The sequence below is a fragment of the Pseudomonas germanica genome, from assembly GCF_019614655.1.
In the GTDB taxonomy this organism is placed as follows: Bacteria; Pseudomonadota; Gammaproteobacteria; order Pseudomonadales; family Pseudomonadaceae; genus Aquipseudomonas; species Aquipseudomonas neuropathica.
Map to the genome: position 1 here is coordinate 3,713,751 of NZ_CP071586.1, position 18,205 is coordinate 3,731,955.

An 18,205-nucleotide genomic window follows, 5' to 3' on the forward strand; every position below is an offset into this window, starting at 1 on the left:
AGGGACGGTAAAATTTGATGCGTACTTCACGTATGCAAGCGCTTGTGCCCCTCGCCTCTTCAAACACCACCGGTGTGATTGAAGGCGAACACTCGCATCCGTCCGGATGCACATGGGGTCAATGTCTCGCAGAGCTGACACCACATCCTCACCATTCCCGATTACTACGACCACCAAGGCTGTCGATCCAGCGAACAGCCCTGGCTGTTCTACGATACGGCTATTCATCACGGCTGCCCGATCTGACCTCTTGAAACGGAACTTCGCATGAGCGGAAAACCTGCTGCACGCCTCACGGACCCCACTAGCTGCCCTCTTCCGGGACATGGCACGAATCCCATTGCCAGTGGCTCGCCCAATGTGAACTTTGACGGGCTTGCTGCCGCCCGGATGACCGACAAATCCGCTTGTGGCAGTCCGATCACGGGAGGCGTCAGCTCGACCGTTTTCATCAATGGTTTGAATGCTGCGACGATCGACAGCACGGGCGGACACGGCAACATCGTTGTGGGCGGTTCCGGAACAGTCATCATCGGCGACACCTTCGTCTCGGCACCTTTCAGCGGTCTGCTGCCGATGCCGGTGCACTTCAGCGACAAGATCAAATTGATCGACGAAAGCACCGGTGAGCCCATGCCTAATCATGCCTACGCGATTCAGCGCGCGGACGGCAGTTTCGAGTACGGCACCAGTGATTCGCTGGGGTTCACTCACGTCGTGAGTTCACACGTGGCAGAAACCTTCAAACTATTTCTGGAAGATTGAAAACATGCCGGCAGAGCAAATCCAGCTTCCCAATGGAAATACCGCGAGTCTGGCCGTCACGCCGACGTTAACACTCGTGAAGGATCAGTCGGTAAAGACGGCTCCCGTTCCCGTAAAGAAGGCGATCGTTTTTTTCATTGGTGGGGCTGCCGACCAAGAGAAATACTATTTTCAAGGCGCGTTCCACAATATCGACGACGCAAAAAAACAGCTCGACGGCAAAATTGCGGGCAGCGCCAAGCTGCCGGCGAAATACACGGGGCTCCCTAAAAGTTATAAGGATGCAAGGGGTTCCGGCGATATCCAGACTCACTTCATCGACAACATTCCCAGCAAATCCTGTCCGGTTTACATCGTCGGCCACAGCCTCGGCGGATGGAACGGCGCACATCTGTCACAGATTCTTTCCGAAGCCGGTTACACCATCAAATATCTGGTGACACTCGATCCAGTGGGTGAAGGATTCCTGGTATGGCTGGGTTCCGACATCTATTTTTCGGAGCCAACGCCTGTCGCTGAAACATGGATCAACATCCGGGCCAACGCCAGTACACCTGACCAATCTGACGGTGTCGCAGAATTCGGGGAGCGTTGGATGATCGAGTCTGGTCCGACCATCAACAAGACCATTGATAGGCACCATGCATCTGCTGACTGGATGTTTATAGAACCTGTGCAAGGGACGAAGTCCGCCTGCGATCTGATTTTTGACTCAATCAACGGTATTTTCGGCCAATGAACAGCTTCCGCGCGGTCATATACCTCGGTGTTCTACTCTGCACCGGCTGCGTAAAAACGGCCAGCATTCCGCCCGCCGACCTCACGCTATCGTCGTTTGAGCTCGGCCCCGCCAATCTGTTCACGGCACACTTCAACTCCACTGTGGATTTGCAGAACGCATTCAATGATTACGAAAACTCCAACCAGCTCAACCCTACCCTGATCTGCTCTCTCAATCGCGACATGGAGTTCTCATCCGAGCATTCAATCGCGGTAAAAGCTGAAGGGCGAGTGAACGCAAGCGATCAAGCCAGGCCCAATTACAAGTTTTCCTCCGACCTGATCTTCTACTACACCAATCCGGATGGTACGCAACGCGACTTGAATGACTACGACGCCATCAAACCGTTGCTGACGTCGCAAACTTCGATCCCGTGCAAAGTTCGCATAACCGCCTATGGGTATGAGGCCTATTACACGAATACGTTATTCATCCCCTCCAGGATCATGATTGAACAGATCTTCAGATAGCCGCGCTTTGCTGAACCTGGCGCAAGGATTTGGAGAAGCGCTGGTCGTCAGGTGAGCCCCCATAAAAAAGCCCGGAAACCTTCCCCGGGCTTTTTCATTTGTGCGCCTCTTTTGCATTTTTGTGCGACACATCCCCTTTCAGGACTCCCGCAAGGCTCTGGCACGGTGTTAGCTTGTAAGCGTATGTGTCTCAACCTTGAGGCACGCCTAACTCACTGCCCTGCAAAGGAATGCCCTTCGTAATGAATGTCCCTTTCAAAAAACTGGCTGCCACCACGTTGATGCTGGCCGGTCTTGCCGTGTTCACGGCGCCCGCGCAAGCGAATATCACCCCGCAGCAGAGCGCTGAAATTCTCAAGACTTACAGTGCAGACAAAGCCACAGACTTCCGCCAGTTCCTCGGCAACTTGGGCAAGAGCGATCTGGCGAAAATCGCTGACATTGGTCCGGCGATTGGCGCCTATCTCGATAACAAGACTTTAAACGCCGAGCAGCAGAACGAAATCTATCGTCTGCTGGGTATCTACACGCGAGCGAAATACAGCGCTGCCGCCACTGAAACCCTGCGCGAACTGGTGGAAATCCCGACCTTTCGCAAGGACGGCGTTGAGCAGCACGACAATCCGGAATTCATCAAGATAGCGGCGAAGATCAAAAGTCTCGCCGAGTCGTTCAATCTGAAATTCCGCAACATCGACAACCGCGTCTACGAGATTTCCCTCGATGGCAGTGGCGATGAAGTGGTTGGTATTCACGCGCATGCCGACGTGGTGCCGGTGACGCCGGAAAACTGGGTGCTCAAGGATGGCACCCGCCTCGACCCGTTCAAGATCACCCTGATCGGCGATCGCATGTACGGTCGCGGCACCGAGGATGACAAGAACGGTATCGTCGTCACGCTGTATGCCATGAAAGTCATCAAGGAAGAAAAACTGCCGCTGGTGCGCAACTTCAAGTTGCTGGTCGACACCACCGAAGAAACCACGGGCGACGCGATCCCTTACTACTTCGAACGCAACCCGACGCCAAACTACAACCTGGCGCTGGACGGTGGTTACCCGGTGGTGATTGCCGAGAAAGGCTACGGCACCGTCATGGCCAACTTTGCCAAGCGCAAAGGTGAAGGCAAAGGCGCGGAAATCATCTCGATGACCGGTGGCCTGGCAACCAACCAGATTCCGTCGGCGTCGGTCGCCACGATCGTCACCGACAAACCTGCGGAACTGGCTGCCAGCCTGCAGAAGGCCGGCGATGACTACGCCAAACGCAATGGCGGCGATTTCCAGGTGAACGCTAAAGTCGACGGCAAAGACGTCAAACTGACCGTGACCGGTGTGTCCGCACACTCCTCCGAGCCCGAATCCGGGGTCAACCCGGTCGCGCGGATGCTGGTCTTTATCAATAGCCTTGATGGCAAAGTCGCGTTCAAGCACAACCACATCACCGATGCCGCGCGTTACGCTGCCGACAATTGGGGTCTGGATTACCTGGGCAACAAGTTGAATGTCGGTTTCTCCGATGCCTTCATGGGGCCGCTGACGACCTCGCTGACCTACGTCGGCATGGACGAAAAAGCTTTCAAACTCGCAGTCAACCTGCGCGTTCCGAAAGGTAAGTCGCCGGAGAAGCTCAAAGCTGAAATCGCTGAGAAACTGGCGGCGTGGAGCAAAAAGAGCCATGTAGCCGTTGCCTTCGACTATTCGATCGCCGAGCCGATGTACCGCAACCCTGAAGGTGAGTGGGTCAAGGCGCTGCTGGCGGTATCGACTGAAAATCTGGGCATGAAACACGAGTTCGGCACCTCCGCTGGCGCCACCTCGGTGCATGAATTGCCGAACGGTGTGCAGTTTGGTCTGGCCATGCCGAACGTGAAATACACCGGTCACACCGATGGCGAGTTCAAGACTGTGGAGCAATTCCAGCTGGATCTGCAGATCGTGACTGAAATGATCGGACGCATCGGCCAGTTGCCGAAACTCTGACCGCATTGTCGAACCCGCCGCCGTGGCGGGTTCGGCATATTTAATCCGCGCATAATCCCCGCCGCGCAGCTTCTCTCCTGACTTTTGCACACCGGGCAACACAGAATTGCCCTCAGAGAGATTGATAGCCACCTAACGAAAGGTGCATGCTAGAGGGCTCGTTCGGGCCTTATATCATTCCGAATGATAGTTACCTTTGCTTCATTCGATTCGTGCCATCACACCCCGCCGAGCATCATCCGCCCATCTTCAATACATTGGCGGATGCATCCATGGAACAGTCACTCAAACATTTGCGCTTCCCGTTGGCCATGTTGGCCGTACTGGTGATGAGCGCCTGCGGCAAGACTCCGGAGACTGCCGCCACTATGCCCGCTGCGAAAGTCAGCGTGGCCAAGGTGCTGGAACAACCGGTCAACGAGTGGGACGAATTCACCGGGCGCCTAGAAGCGCCGGAAACCGTTGAAATCCGTCCACGGGTCTCCGGCCAGATTGATGACGTCGCTTTCACTGAAGGCGCACTGGTCAAGAAAGGCGACCTGCTGTTCCAGATCGATCCGCGTCCATTCCAGGCTGAGGTACGCCGCCTCGAAGCCCTGGTTGCTCAATCCCGCGCCAACGCCACCCGCAGTGAAAACGAAGCCGGTCGTGGTGAACGCCTGCGTGCCAGCAACGCCATTTCCGCCGAACTGGCCGACTCGCGCACCAGCGCCGCTCAAGAAGCCCGCGCCGCCGTCGGTGCCCTGCAAGCGCAACTGGATCTGGCCAAACTGAACCTCAGCTTCACCCGTGTCACCGCGCCGATCAGTGGCCGCGTCAGCCGTGCCGAGATCACCGCCGGTAACCTGGTGACCGCCGACACCACGCCGCTGACCAGTGTGGTTTCCACCGACCGTGTTTATGCCTACTTCGACGCCGACGAGCGTGTGTTCCTCAAATACACCCAACTCGCCCGTAACGGTCAGCGCGGCGCGACCACCCCGGTGTACATGGGCCTGTCCAACGAAGACGGCAACCCGCACCTCGGTCAGATGAACTTCGTCGATAACCAGGTCAACCCGAAAACCGGCACCATCCGTGGTCGCGCGGTGTTCGACAACAGCGATGGCACCTACACCCCGGGCCTGTACGCACGCCTGAAACTGGTCGGCAGCGGCACCTACAACGCCATGCTGATCAACGATGAAGCGGTCGGCACTGACCTGGGCAAGAAGTTCGTACTGGTGATGGATGCGGACAACAAAACCGCATACCGCGCCGTTGAACTGGGTCCGAAGATCGAAGGCCTGCGCATCGTCCGTAACGGCCTGAACAAGGACGACACGATCATCGTCAAGGGTTTGCAACGGGTTCGTCCTGGCTCCCCGGTTACCCCTGAAGTGGTGCCGATGGCCAGCGAACAGACCATCGCGGCACTCGCTCAACAACGTCAAGCGCTGGAAGCCAGCAACCTGCCCAAAGTCGCCCCTGCCAAAGGCGCGTCCGGTTCGGTTGTGAAGCTGGCTGCTACGACCCCACGCGGTTAAGGGACGACAACTCCGATGAATTTTTCCCAATTCTTCATTTCACGGCCGATCTTCGCAGCGGTGCTGTCGCTGTTGATCCTGATCGCCGGTGCGATCTCGCTGTTCCAGCTACCGATCAGCGAATACCCGGAAGTCGTGCCACCGACCGTGGTGGTGCGTGCCAACTTCCCGGGCGCCAACCCTAAAGTCATCGGTGAAACCGTGGCCGCTCCGCTGGAGCAAGCCATCACCGGCGTCGAGAACATGCTGTACATGTCCTCGCAGTCGACCGCCGACGGCAAGATCACCCTGACCATTACCTTCGCTCTGGGCACTGACCTGGACAATGCGCAGGTGCAGGTGCAAAACCGGGTGACCCGCACCGAGCCGAAGCTTCCCGAGGAAGTGACGCGCATCGGTATCACCGTCGACAAAGCGTCGCCCGACCTGACCATGGTTGTGCACTTGACCTCCCCGGACAAGCGCTACGACATGCTCTACCTGTCCAACTACGCAATCCTCAACATCAAGGATGAGCTCGCTCGTCTGAACGGTGTCGGCGACGTACAGCTGTTCGGTATGGGCGACTACTCGCTGCGTGTCTGGCTTGACCCGAACAAGACCGCTTCGCGCAATCTGACGGCGACTGATGTGGTCACGGCAATTCGTGAACAGAACCGTCAAGTCGCGGCCGGTCAACTCGGTGCGCCCCCTGCCCCGAATGCCCAGAGCTTCCAGCTGTCGGTCAACACTCAGGGCCGACTGGTCAGCGAGGAAGAGTTCGAGAACATCATTATTCGCGCAGGCGACAACGGTGAAATCACTCGCCTCAAAGACATCGCTCGCGTCGAGCTGGGCTCCAGCCAATACGCGCTGCGTTCGTTGCTGGACAACCAGCCGGCAGTGGCCATTCCGATTTTCCAGCGCCCAGGCTCCAATGCCATCGACATCTCGAACGAAGTTCGCGGCAAGATGGACGAGCTGAAGAAAAACTTCCCGCAAGGCATGGACTACAGCATCGTCTATGACCCGACGATCTTCGTGCGAGGCTCGATCGAGGCGGTGGTTCACACCCTCTTCGAAGCGCTGATTCTCGTGGTGCTGGTAGTGATCCTGTTCCTGCAAACCTGGCGTGCCTCGATCATTCCGCTGGTGGCAGTGCCGGTGTCGTTGATCGGTACGTTTGCGGTGATGCACCTGTTTGGCTTCTCACTCAACGCGCTCTCGCTGTTCGGCCTGGTGCTGGCAATCGGTATCGTAGTGGACGACGCCATCGTGGTGGTGGAGAACGTCGAACGGAACATCGAACTCGGACTGACACCGGTCGAAGCAACCAAACGGGCGATGCGTGAAGTGACCGGCCCGATCATCGCGACGGCGCTCGTGCTGTGTGCGGTGTTTGTTCCGGCAGCGTTTATCTCCGGCCTCACCGGGCAGTTCTACAAGCAGTTCGCACTGACCATTGCAATCTCGACCGTGATTTCGGCGTTCAACTCGCTGACCCTGTCGCCAGCACTGGCCGCCGTGTTGCTGAAAAGCCATGACGCACCGAAAGACCGCTTCTCCAAAGTGCTCGACAAGATCTTCGGTGGCTGGTTGTTCCGTCCGTTCAACCGTTTCTTCGACCGTGCCAGCCATGGCTATGTCGGCACCGTGCGCCGGGTTATCCGTGGCAGCGGCATCGCCCTGCTGCTGTACGCAGGCCTGATGGTGCTGACCTTCTTCGGTTTCTCCAGCACCCCGACCGGTTTCGTACCCGGCCAGGACAAGCAATACCTGGTGGCTTTCGCGCAATTGCCAGACGCTTCTAGCCTGGATCGCACCGAAGACGTGATCAAGCGCATGTCTGAAATGGCGCTGAAACAGCCAGGCGTGGAAAGCGCCGTAGCGTTCCCGGGCCTTTCGATCAACGGCTTCACCAACAGCCCGAACGCCGGCATCGTCTTCGTGACGCTGAAACCGTTCGACGAGCGTAAAGACCCGAGCATGTCCGCCGGTGCGATTGCCGGGGCCTTGAACGGCCAGTACGCGAACATTCAAGAGGCGTACATGGCGATCTTCCCGCCACCGCCGGTACAAGGTCTGGGCACCATTGGTGGTTTCCGCCTGCAAATCGAAGACCGGGGCAACCTGGGCTACGACGAGCTGTACAAAGAAACCATGAACATCATCAACAAGAGCCACAGCGTGCCGGAACTGGCCGGGCTGTTCACCAGCTACACCGTGAACGTGCCTCAGGTCGATGCCGCCATCGACCGTGAAAAAGCCAAGACTCACGGCGTGGCTGTCAGCGACATCTTCGACACCCTGCAGATCTACCTGGGTTCGCTGTATGCCAACGACTTCAACCGCTTCGGGCGCACCTATCAGGTCAACGTTCAGGCCGAGCAACAGTTCCGCCTCGAATCCGATCAGATCGGTCAACTGAAAGTACGCAACAACAAAGGCGAAATGATCCCGCTGGCGACCTTCATCAAGGTCAGCGACACCTCGGGCCCGGATCGCGTGATGCACTACAACGGCTTCATCACTGCAGAAATCAACGGCGCGGCTGCCCCGGGCTACAGCTCCGGCCAGGCCGAGAAAGCCATCGAGAAACTGCTGAAGGATGAACTGCCAAACGGCATGACCTACGAGTGGACCGACCTGACCTACCAGCAGATCCTGTCCGGCAACACCGCGCTGTTCGTGTTCCCGCTCTGCGTACTGCTGGCGTTCCTGGTGCTCGCCGCTCAATACGAAAGCTGGAGCCTGCCACTGGCGGTGATCCTGATCGTACCGATGACCCTACTGTCGGCCATCACCGGTGTGATCATCTCGGGCGGTGACAACAACATCTTCACCCAGATCGGCTTGATCGTACTGGTGGGACTTGCCTGTAAGAACGCGATTCTGATCGTCGAGTTCGCCAAGGACAAACAGGAAGAAGGTCTCGATCCGCTCGCGGCGGTACTCGAAGCCTGCCGTCTGCGTCTGCGGCCGATCCTGATGACTTCCTTCGCGTTCATCATGGGTGTGGTGCCACTGGTGTTCTCCAGCGGTGCCGGTGCCGAGATGCGTCACGCCATGGGTGTGGCGGTGTTCTCCGGCATGCTCGGGGTGACCTTCTTCGGTCTGTTGCTGACGCCAGTGTTCTACGTACTGATCCGTAACTTCGTTGAACGCAGTGAGGCCCGCAAAGCGGCCAAGGCCATGAAACTGGAGGCGCAACAATGAGTCTGAAAGTCTTCCTGCCGAGTCTGCTGGTGCTGGCCCTCAGTGCCTGCGCCGTCGGCCCCGACTACAAGACCCCAGCCACGGAGGCGGCCAATATCACGGCCGCCACCGACGGCGCCGCCGGGCAAAAGAACTTCGACCGTTCTAAATTCGAAGGCATCTGGTGGCAGCAATTCGACGATCCGACCCTCAACCAGTTGGTGACCCAATCACTGCAAGGCAACCGTGAACTGCGTGTGGCGTTCGCGCGCTGGAAAGCCGCCCGGGCGATCCGCGACGACGCCAGCAACGATGCGATGCCGACCATCACCAGCCGCGCCAGCAGTGATCTGGCCAAGGGGCAAATCCCTGGCCAGACCACCGACCGGGTCAATAGCGAACGCTATGACCTCGGTCTGGACATGGCCTGGGAGCTGGACCTGTTTGGCCGCATCCAGCGCAATCTGGAAGCCAGCGACGCCGACCAGCAAGCGGCCGAGGCCGATCTGTACCAACTGCAAGTCACCATGATTGCCGAACTGGTGGACGCTTATGGTCAACTGCGTGGTGCGCAACTGCGCGAAAAGATCGCCGTGGCCAACCTGAAAAACCAAGAAGAGTCGCGCAAGATCACCATCAGCCTGAGAGACGCCGGTGTCGGTGATCAGCTCGATGTCGAGCGCGCCGATGCGCGTCTGGCCAACGTTGAAGCCACCGTGCCGCAGTTGCAGGCGGAACAGGTTCGGCAGAAAAACCGCATCGCCACCCTGCTCGGTGAGCGTCCGGACAAGCTGACCGTTGATCTGAGTCCAAAAGACTTGCCAGCGATTGCCAAAGCCTTGCCGATCGGTGACCCGGGCGAACTGCTGCAACGTCGTCCGGACATCCTCAGCGCGGAACACAACCTGGCTTCGGCCACAGCGCGCATCGGCGTCGCGAAAGCCGATCTGTTCCCACGGGTCAGCCTTAGCGGCTTCCTAGGCTGGACAGCCGGGCGTGGTTCGCAAATCGGTTCCTCGGCGGCCAACGCCTGGGCACTTGGCCCGAGCATCACATGGGCCGCGTTCGACCTTGGCAGCGTACGCGCGCGTTTGCGTGGCGCCGATGCTGAAGCCGAAGGCGCATTGGCGACTTACGAGCAACAAGTGCTGCTGGCACTGGAAGAATCGGAAAACGCCTTCAGCGATTACGGCAAGCGTCAGCAACGCCTGATCTCGTTGATCCGTCAGAGTGAATCAAGCCGCAAGGCGGCTGACCTGGCTGAAATCCGCTATCGCGAAGGCACCACGGACTTCCTAGTGCTGCTCGACGCTCAGCGTGAACGTCTGAACGCCGAAGACAGTCAGGCCCAGGCCGAAGTTGACCTGTATCGCGGCATTGTCGCGATCTACAAAGCCCTTGGCGGCGGCTGGCAACCGGAGACTGTCGCCAGCAAGTAATCGATTGTTAAAGAGCTCCTTTGGTTGGCCGCAACCAACCAAATTTTTTGCCCCGCGTATCATTCGGTCGCGGGGCTTTTTTATGCCTCGCCACATCACCCGAACGCCACTGTTCCCCTGTAGGAGCTGCCGAAGGCTGCGATCTTTTGACTTGCCTTTAAAAGAGCAGATCAAAAGATCGCAGCCTTTGGCAGCTCCTACAGGGATCAGTTTTCCAGCACAGTGACGGTCGCTGTGGTGCCCGCACGCAGGCGGTTCTTGCCGGCATAGTCGCCATCAATGTCGATCCGCACCGGCACCCGTTGCGCCAGTTTCACCCAGGTGTAACTCGGGTTGATGTTGGCCAGCAGCCGACTGCCCGGCGCGTTTTCGCGGTCGGCAATGGCGAAGGCAATGCTCTGCACCGTGCCGCCGAAAATCTCCCCGCTCATCAATTGCACGCGGACCCGATCGCCCTCGCCGATTCGTGGCAGTTTGGTTTCTTCGAAATAACCACTGATGTAGAACGAGTCACTGTCGACCAGCGCCAACAAAGCACCGCCGCTCACCGCGTAGTCACCTTCACGGGTCAGGAGGTTGGTCACGTAACCGCTGACTGGCGACTCGACGCGGGTGCGCTGTAAATCCAGTTCGGCCTGGGTCAGTGCGGCAATCGCCAACTGCACGTTGGCCTCAGCGAGGCCGAGATTGGCTTGATTGCGCAGCAGATCCGCCTGGGCCACCGCCACATCGGTACTGGACTTCTCCCACTCCTCCCCGGAAATCGCAAAACCCTGCTTGAGCGTACGCCGTCGACGTTCTTCGCTTTGCCGCTGCTTGAGTAAGGCTTCGCTGGCAACAATGGCCGCTTGCGACTGCCCCAGCGTTGCCTTCGCCACTTCCACCGAACGCCGCGAGTGCTCCACCGCGAGGCGATAGCGCGCCGGGTCGATCTCCATCAACAGTTGCCCCTTCTGCACATGCTGGTTGTCCTGCACCGCCAGACTGACAATACGCCCCGACACATCCGCCGACAGCGTCACCACGTCTGCCCTGACCCGGGCATCGCGAGTCCATGGCGCGCGCGTGTAATGTTCCCAGGCAAACCAGCCGAGGACGATCGCCAGCAGCACCACCGCCAACGTGATCAATCGCGTGAATAGCACTTTCAAGGCATCAGGCTCCCATCAGCAAAATCAGCGTGGCACACACACAGGCATACAAGGCGCCCTCGAACAGCGCCTCATGCCAGACCAGACGCAACACGCCCAAACGCCGCAATCCCCAGTCCAGCAGCATGAATATCGGAATGGCCAACAATAACGCCTGAGCAATGGGCGGCAGATAGACACCGCCAATCTCGAAATCAATGGGCAAGGGCTGCTTCTCCTTCCGGAACAGAATGCTGGATGGCGTCACCGTGGCGCTGCAGGAATGACACCACGATCAGCAGGGCCACACGCATACGAAACAGCGACCACACATGCTCATGGCTGGCGACGTGCAGTTCATCCAGCTCGTCGCCCAATGTGTGCAGGGTGGCCAGCAATGGCGCCAGTTGAACGTCCTGCCGCCCGGCGACAAAGCGCCCGGTCTTGCGCACGGCCGAAGCGAGACGCTGATTGAAAGCGTCCGTCAGCAATGCATTGTTGTGTGCCTGCTGCCTCAATTGATGCATCGCTACACCCAGAGCTACGCAAGCCAGGCTGATTTCATACAGTTGCTGCATGGGCCGGCTGTTCACCGCCGGCAGCAGGCCGAGCATGCTGGTCAGGCGATCGACCATGCGGCTTTCAAAGGCAAACTGTTGCTCATCGGTCGCGGGCGTTTTGGTCAGCGCATACACCTGCTCGCGCGCTTCGTTATACAAACGGCGAAGGCGCCACGCCGGGCGAAACGGGAAAATCCACGCATAAACGATCAGGGCAAGCATGGCCGCACTGACATAGGCGCCAGCAAATTCGAACCATTGAATCGCCGTGTTCTGCCCGGTACCGACATTCTGCGGGCCGAGCATCAGGAAACTCGACAACCCCAGCCCCATGCCGATGCCTGCCGTCGCCGGGCTGGCCAGACTGATTGCGATCACATACAGCAGCGGCGCCAGCAGCATTGCCAGCAGCTCGAAATCACTGATCGCCGGCACCAGCATGAATTGGTAGAACGCCGAGACCACCAGCGCCAGCCCCAGGCCACGGGCGTAACTCTGCGCGGCCATCAGCGGACGCGGGAACGTCGCCATCAGCGAGCAGAGGATTCCCACCAGAATCATCCCGCCCCGCGCGCCGTCCCACGCGGTTTCGATCCAGATCAATCCGGCGACCAGCAGCGCGGTGAACGCACGGATCGCATTCATCGACGCCAGGGTGAAATCCAGATGCAGAGGGCTGACCTGACCGCGATAAAGACAACTGGCCTCACGCCCTTCCTGAATCGCATCGCTCAGCTCAAGGATTTGCTCCAGTTGCTGCAATAGCCGCGCCTGTTCCCAGCGCAGCGCCCAGGCCAGCGAGCGCAAGGTGGCGCTCATGTTTTCAGTCAACTGCTCGGCCTGATACGCCAACGCCTCGAACTGTTGTTGCAGCTTGACGAAGTGCTGGCGTGCGGGTTCGGGTAGCGCTCGCCCTTGCTCTGCCAACTGATCGAGCAGCGCTAGCTCTTCGGCGCGCAAGCGCTGGATATCCAGCGGCAGATCGCCTTCCCAGCGTTCGGTAAGCAGTTCGCGCTGATGACGTAATGCGGTCAACCGAGAGGTCAGCAGCATCAGTTGGTTGCCCAACAGCAGCACCAGATGGCTGGCACTGCGTAAGCGCGGCGCATCGAAATACAAGTGCCGCCGCAGGCCTTCAAGGGCGCTGATCTCGCCGAGCAGTTGCATTTGCCGGCGCTGGAACTCCGCTTCGCTTTCTTCCGTACGAAGCACGGCGGCGGCATGGCTGGCGGCCAGTTTGATCACCTGATCGACTTTGGCGAAATACCCCTTGGCCACCGCTTGCGGCCTCGCCGTCAGCAGACTGACCACACATACACACGCCACGGCCAGCAAGGTTTCCGTGACGCGGGTTACCGCCAACAGAAACGTGCCGTCCTGGTCGGGAATTGCCAATAGCGCCACGACCACAGCGGTGTAACCACTCAGCACAAACGCTTGCGAGCTGGTGTAGCGCAGCAACGTGCCGCCGGCCGTGCACAGCGCCAGCCACAGGGCCAGAGTGGTAATGAATGGCAGCGGGGCCTGGGGAAAGATCGCCATGATCACTACCGCCACCGCTGCCCCAAGCGTCGTGCCGATCACCTGGCCGAAACTGCGTGCCAGCGCCATTCCGGCCAACGGCTGGCTGACAATGACCACCGCCATGATCGACCACTTGGGCTGATCGAGATCGAACAGAAACGCCAGATACAGCGTCAGCAACCCCGCCGCAATGGTCCGCAGGGCAAACAGCAGGACGGCCTGACCGGGGTGGATCACGGCCTTGAAGTAATTGAACAGGGCTTGCATGGGTAGACTCATCGAAGCAACTTCTGCAAGCGTAGACACTGCAACGAAAGCCTGACGGGTAACTGAGTCGACGCAGTTTGTAGGGCGATTCGCATGCAAGAGTTTGACTCATGGCCGAAGCTGACCGAAGCTTGCCGCTCTGCTCAAGAACGCCTGTTTCGGAAACCTGCATGCCTCAGTCTCGCCGCTACTTGCTTATCAGCCTGGGCCTTGTGCTTATCGTCATTGTCGCGTGGTTGTCCGTGCGCAGCACCGTGCCGGTCATACCCGATGCGATCAAACACGGCTATAGCGAGGCGTTGGATGCCGCGCGCAAGGGGCAACCGGGCGCGGCGCGTCAGTTGTATCAACAACTGGGCCGTCCGGACATTTCGGTCAAGCGCCGCGTGTGGCTGCATGGCGAGCTGCCTAACTATCCGAGTCCACAGGCGTTGAAGCTGGCCGACACAGACCTGCAAAACGAATCCCCCGCCGTGCGCCTGGCGGCGATCAAAAGCGTGGTCGGACTGGTGCCAGGCGGGCAACGAAGCCTGTTGCTCGGGCCAATGCTCGAGGATGAGGATCAAACTGTTCGCTTCGCCGCGATCAACGCCCTGCTTGGCTTGACCCCGGATGAGCTGGGGCTGTATTTCGCGCCGCTGCAACAAGCGATCGACGGTTGGGAGCAAACGCTCAAGGCCCTGCCGGAAAGCGCTGCCAACTACGCGCAACTGGCCCGACTGCATCTACACAACGCCGAACTCAAGGAGGCACAGGTCGCGCTTGAGAATACCCTGCGCATGGAACCCGGCAATCTGCAGGCGCTGGTGATGCAGATCGATGTCCTCGATCGCCAGGGCCAAACCGATGCCGCCCGCCAATTGCTGGGCCAGCAACTCAAGGCACAACCTGACTCGGCTTATCTGCAACATGCCTTGGGCCTTTGGCTGTTGCACCACGATCAGCGCGAATACGCCCTGCTCGGTTTGTCCAAAGCGGTGGAGCTTGAGCCGGACAACAAGGATTATCGCTACGACCTCGCCACCACCCTGCACAGCGCCGAAGAACTGGAAGCGGCGCAGAAGCAGTTGCAGGAAATCGTCCAGCGCCACCCCGCCGACCGCAAGGCGCGGGTCTTGCTGATCAATTACTGGAAGGAAAGCGGACAACTGCAGAATGTGCAGATCCTGCTGGCGCAACTGGAACAGCTGAACCCCGATGATCCTGCGTTACAGCAAGGCCTCTGAAGTACTTTTGACCGCTCGTTGGACACATCCGGCAAGGAATTTCGGAACTGCCATCACGCCATAGGGTCAAGTTAATCAGGCCGCTCAATTAGTTGGCGGCCTCGCTTCCCTTAGTCATGAGAGGGCATTTTTTGTCTACTTCTAACGAGTTGATCAGTGCGAAAGCCGCTACCGGCATTGTGGGTCTGGATGACATCCTGGCCGGTGGTTTGTCTCGCGGTCATGTTTTTTTGCTGGAGGGTGAGCCCGGAACCGGCAAAACCACGGTCGCTTTGCATTTTCTCCTGGCCGGCGCGAAAGCCGGCGAACGCTCGTTGTACATCACGCTCTCGGAAACCGAGCGCGAACTGAGGCAAGGGGCGTCGTCCCACGGCTGGACGCTGGATGACAACATCAAGATCTTCGAGCTGACGCCCCCGGAAAGCCTGCTCAATGCTGAGCACCAGCAGAGCCTGCTGTATTCCTCCGACCTGGAACTGGGCGAAGCCACCAAGCAGATTTTCGAAGCGGTCGAACGTTTCAAGCCCACGCGTGTGGTGCTCGACAGCCTGTCGGAGATCCGCTTGCTGGCACAAAGCTCTTTGCGTTATCGCCGGCAGATTCTGGCCATCAAGCATTACTTCGTGCGCTACAACGCCACGGTACTGCTGCTTGACGACTTGACCACCGAATCCCTCGACAAAACCGTGCACAGTGTGGCCCACGGGGTGATCCGCCTCGAAGAGCTGACGCCTAACTACGGTGCAGAGCGCCGTCGCGTTCGGGTGGTCAAGTACCGTGGCCAGAAGTATCGCGGTGGTTTCCATGACTTCACCATCATGGGCGATGGCGTGCATGTGTTCCCGCGATTGGTGGCGGCTGAACATCGCGGCGACTATGCGCGTTTGCAGCTGTCCAGCGGCATCCCGGAAATGGACGCGCTGCTCGGCGGCGGCATCGAGACCGGCTCCAGTACGCTGATTCTCGGCCCTGCCGGTACCGGTAAATCGCTGATCTCGATGATCTTCGCTGCCGCTGCCGTACTACGCGGGGAAAAAGCCGCGCTGTTTATCTTCGATGAAGAACTCGGCCTGCTGTTCGAACGCATGAAAAACATCGGCATCGACCTGAAAGCCTTGCAGGCCACCGGCAATCTGTTGATCGAACAAGTCGACGCCGCTGAACTGTCGCCGGGCGAGTTCTCCCATCGCGTGCGCCGCTGCGTCGATGAAGGTCAAATCAAAACCGTGGTCATCGATAGCATCAACGGCTATCAGGCCGCAATGCCGGAAGAAAACGCGCTGGTGCTGCACATGCACGAGTTGCTGCTGTACCTGAACCGCAAAGGCGCGGCGACCTTCATGACCGTCGCCCAGCATGGTCTGGTTGGCGACATGCAAGCGCCGGTCGACATTACTTATCTGGCTGACACGGTGATTCTGTTGCGCTACTTCGAAGCACTGGGCAAAGTCCGCCGCGCGATCTCGATCATCAAGAAACGCACCGGCAGCCACGAATCGACCATTCGTGAATACCGTATTTCCACGCAAGGCATGACCATCGGCGAACCGCTCGAGGCCTTCCAGGGCGTACTGCGTGGCGTCCCCACCTACCTCGGTGCGAGTAATCCGTTGCTTCGGGAAGAAAACTTGTGACGGTCCAGGTGCCGCTGGCCGAACGGGCGCTGATTCTGGCGCCTGTGGGTCGCGACAGCCAGATTGCGCTGATGATCCTCAACGAGGCCGGTTACGGAGGGCTGGTCACCCCCGGTCTGGGCTCGCTGTGTACCGAACTGGAGCTGGGTGCCGGCCTGGTGCTGGTTGCCGCTGAAGCGTTGCGCGGGCCGGAACTGGAGGCGTTGTTCCTGCACCTCGAACAGCAACCGGCCTGGTCGGATCTGCCCATTGTGCTGTTGACTCATCACGGTGGCCAGGAACAAGGCCCCTCCTCACGCCTCAGCGATCTGCTGGGCAACGTGACGTTCCTTGAGCGACCGTTTCATCCGGCGACGCTGGTCAGTATGGTTTCCGCCGCATTGCGCGGCCGCCGACGACAATACGAAGCCCGCGACCGGCTGATCGATCTGAGTGAGAGCGAACGGCGCCTGCAGTCGACCCTGGAAACCCTTGAGCAACAGGTCGAAGAGCGCACCGCACAACTGCGCCACAACGAAGAAGCGCTGCGCCAATCACAGAAAATGGAAGCGGTCGGCCAACTCACCGGTGGTATCGCCCACGACTTCAACAACATGCTCACTGGCATCATCGGCAGTCTTGAGTTGTTGCGTCGACGTTTGGCCCGTGGTCGCACCGATGACCTCGACAGCCTGATTGATCTGGGCGTGACTTCGGCCAACCGTGCCGCCGGCCTGACCCATCGCCTGTTGGCATTTTCCCGTCGGCAGTCGCTCGATTCAAAAGCCGTGCAGATGAACACCCTGGTGCAGTCCATGGGCGAGTTGCTGCAACGCAGCCTCAACGAAAGCATTCAGCTGGACATGCGCCTCAACGACAATCTGTGGGTTGCGGAGGCGGATCCCAATCAACTGGAAAGCGCCCTGCTCAACCTGGTGATCAATGCCCGCGACGCGATGCCCGACGGCGGCAAACTGGTGGTCGAGACCAGCAACCAGGTGCTCAAGCGCGAATTCACCGAGGCTTACAACAACCTCGAACCCGGTGATTACGTGATGCTCAGCGTCACCGACAACGGCAGTGGCATGCCACAAAGTGTCATCAACCGTGCGTTCGATCCGTTTTTCACCACCAAACCGATCGGCCAGGGCACGGGACTGGGCCTGTCGATGATCTACGGTTTCAGCAAGCAGTCACGCGGCCATGTCTCGATCGACAGCGAGATCGATGAAGGCACCACAGTGAGACTGTACTTGCCGCGCTTTCGCGGCGAAGAACTGGCCAGCCCCGTCGCCGATATTCCGCAATTGCCGGATGCGCTTGACGGCGAAACCGTGCTGATCGTCGAAGACGACCCGGCCGTGCGCGTGCTGGTTTGCGCGGTACTCGGTGAGTTGGGTTATGCCTTCGTCGAGGCCTGGGATGCGGACAGCGCGGTGCCGATTCTGAACTCGACGCAGCGCATCGATCTGCTGATCAGTGATGTCGGTCTGCCGGGCATGAACGGCCGGCAACTGGCGGAGGTTGGTCGACAATATCGGCCAGGTCTGAAGGTCCTGTTTATCACCGGATACGCCGAGCACGCGGGAGTGCGTGGCGGGTTCCTCGATTCGGGGATGCAGATGATCACCAAACCGTTCACGTTTGACCTGCTGACCGCCAAGGTGCGGGAGATGATCAAAAGCTGATAATACTGAAACTGTAGGAGCTGCCGCAGGCTGCGATCTTTTGATGTTGATCGTTAAAAA

The 18,205-nt window shown here is 59.0% G+C and carries 13 protein-coding genes; 10 read left to right on the forward strand and 3 right to left on the reverse strand.

The genetic code is table 11. The annotated features are described in order from the left end of the window. Positions 1-267 precede the first annotated feature (267 nt). The 7 genes from J0G10_RS16555 (at position 268) to J0G10_RS16585 (ending at position 10,137) form a co-directional block, all read left to right on the forward strand. Positions 268-765, forward strand: a complete 498-nt coding sequence (locus J0G10_RS16555; RefSeq protein WP_007914923.1) for a PAAR domain-containing protein — start codon at positions 268-270, stop codon at positions 763-765. Between the two features lie 4 nt (positions 766-769). Further along, entirely contained in the window at positions 770-1,504 is a 735-nt protein-coding gene (locus J0G10_RS16560) for an alpha/beta hydrolase (protein WP_220556254.1), read from the forward strand. Further along, complete coding sequence (locus J0G10_RS16565; RefSeq protein WP_220556255.1) at positions 1,501-2,016, forward strand: hypothetical protein; 516 nt, start codon at positions 1,501-1,503, stop codon at positions 2,014-2,016. The genes J0G10_RS16560 and J0G10_RS16565 overlap by 4 nt, the downstream gene beginning before the upstream one ends. Before the next feature lie 242 nt (positions 2,017-2,258). Further along, the gene (locus tag J0G10_RS16570) at positions 2,259-3,998 is read left to right on the forward strand and encodes a dipeptidase (protein WP_220556256.1); all 1,740 of its coding nucleotides are present in this window, start codon (positions 2,259-2,261) and stop codon (positions 3,996-3,998) included. A gap of 272 nt (positions 3,999-4,270) precedes the next feature. Continuing rightward, a complete protein-coding gene (mexE, locus tag J0G10_RS16575) occupies positions 4,271-5,524 on the forward strand; it encodes a multidrug efflux RND transporter periplasmic adaptor subunit MexE (protein ID WP_077573018.1) in 1,254 nt (417 codons plus the stop codon). A 15-nt stretch (positions 5,525-5,539) separates the two neighbouring features. Next, positions 5,540-8,719 (forward strand): efflux RND transporter permease subunit, encoded by a 3,180-nt coding sequence (locus J0G10_RS16580; protein WP_220556257.1) that lies wholly within the window; start codon positions 5,540-5,542, stop codon positions 8,717-8,719. Continuing rightward, the gene (locus J0G10_RS16585; protein WP_220556258.1) at positions 8,716-10,137 is read left to right on the forward strand and encodes an efflux transporter outer membrane subunit; all 1,422 of its coding nucleotides are present in this window, start codon (positions 8,716-8,718) and stop codon (positions 10,135-10,137) included. Before J0G10_RS16580 ends, J0G10_RS16585 begins: the two co-directional genes overlap by 4 nt. A 206-nt stretch (positions 10,138-10,343) precedes the next feature. Here the strand turns inward: J0G10_RS16585 and J0G10_RS16590 are convergent, their stop codons facing one another. From J0G10_RS16590 to J0G10_RS16600, 3 genes are read right to left on the reverse strand one after another with little or no spacing between them, the layout of a single operon-like run. Continuing rightward, complete coding sequence (locus J0G10_RS16590) at positions 10,344-11,288, reverse strand: biotin/lipoyl-binding protein (RefSeq protein WP_095050848.1); 945 nt, start codon at positions 11,286-11,288, stop codon at positions 10,344-10,346. 4 nt (positions 11,289-11,292) lie between these two features. Further along, entirely contained in the window at positions 11,293-11,493 is a 201-nt protein-coding gene (locus J0G10_RS16595) for a DUF1656 domain-containing protein (protein ID WP_007914938.1), read from the reverse strand. Continuing rightward, positions 11,483-13,618, reverse strand: coding sequence for an FUSC family protein (locus J0G10_RS16600; protein WP_220558874.1), 2,136 nt, complete (start codon positions 13,616-13,618; stop codon positions 11,483-11,485). The genes J0G10_RS16595 and J0G10_RS16600 overlap by 11 nt, the downstream gene beginning before the upstream one ends. A 170-nt stretch (positions 13,619-13,788) precedes the next feature. Between J0G10_RS16600 and J0G10_RS16605 the strand changes: the two genes are divergently transcribed. From J0G10_RS16605 to J0G10_RS16615, 3 genes are all read left to right on the forward strand, one after another. Then, complete coding sequence (locus tag J0G10_RS16605; RefSeq protein ID WP_220556259.1) at positions 13,789-14,844, forward strand: tetratricopeptide repeat protein; 1,056 nt, start codon at positions 13,789-13,791, stop codon at positions 14,842-14,844. 131 nt (positions 14,845-14,975) lie between these two features. After that, positions 14,976-16,478 (forward strand): ATPase domain-containing protein, encoded by a 1,503-nt coding sequence (locus tag J0G10_RS16610; RefSeq protein ID WP_220556260.1) that lies wholly within the window; start codon positions 14,976-14,978, stop codon positions 16,476-16,478. Then, positions 16,475-18,145: an ATP-binding protein gene (locus J0G10_RS16615; protein ID WP_220556261.1), complete on the forward strand. Its 1,671-nt coding sequence runs from the start codon at positions 16,475-16,477 to the stop codon at positions 18,143-18,145. The genes J0G10_RS16610 and J0G10_RS16615 overlap by 4 nt, the downstream gene beginning before the upstream one ends. The last annotated feature ends 60 nt before the right edge of the window (positions 18,146-18,205 follow it).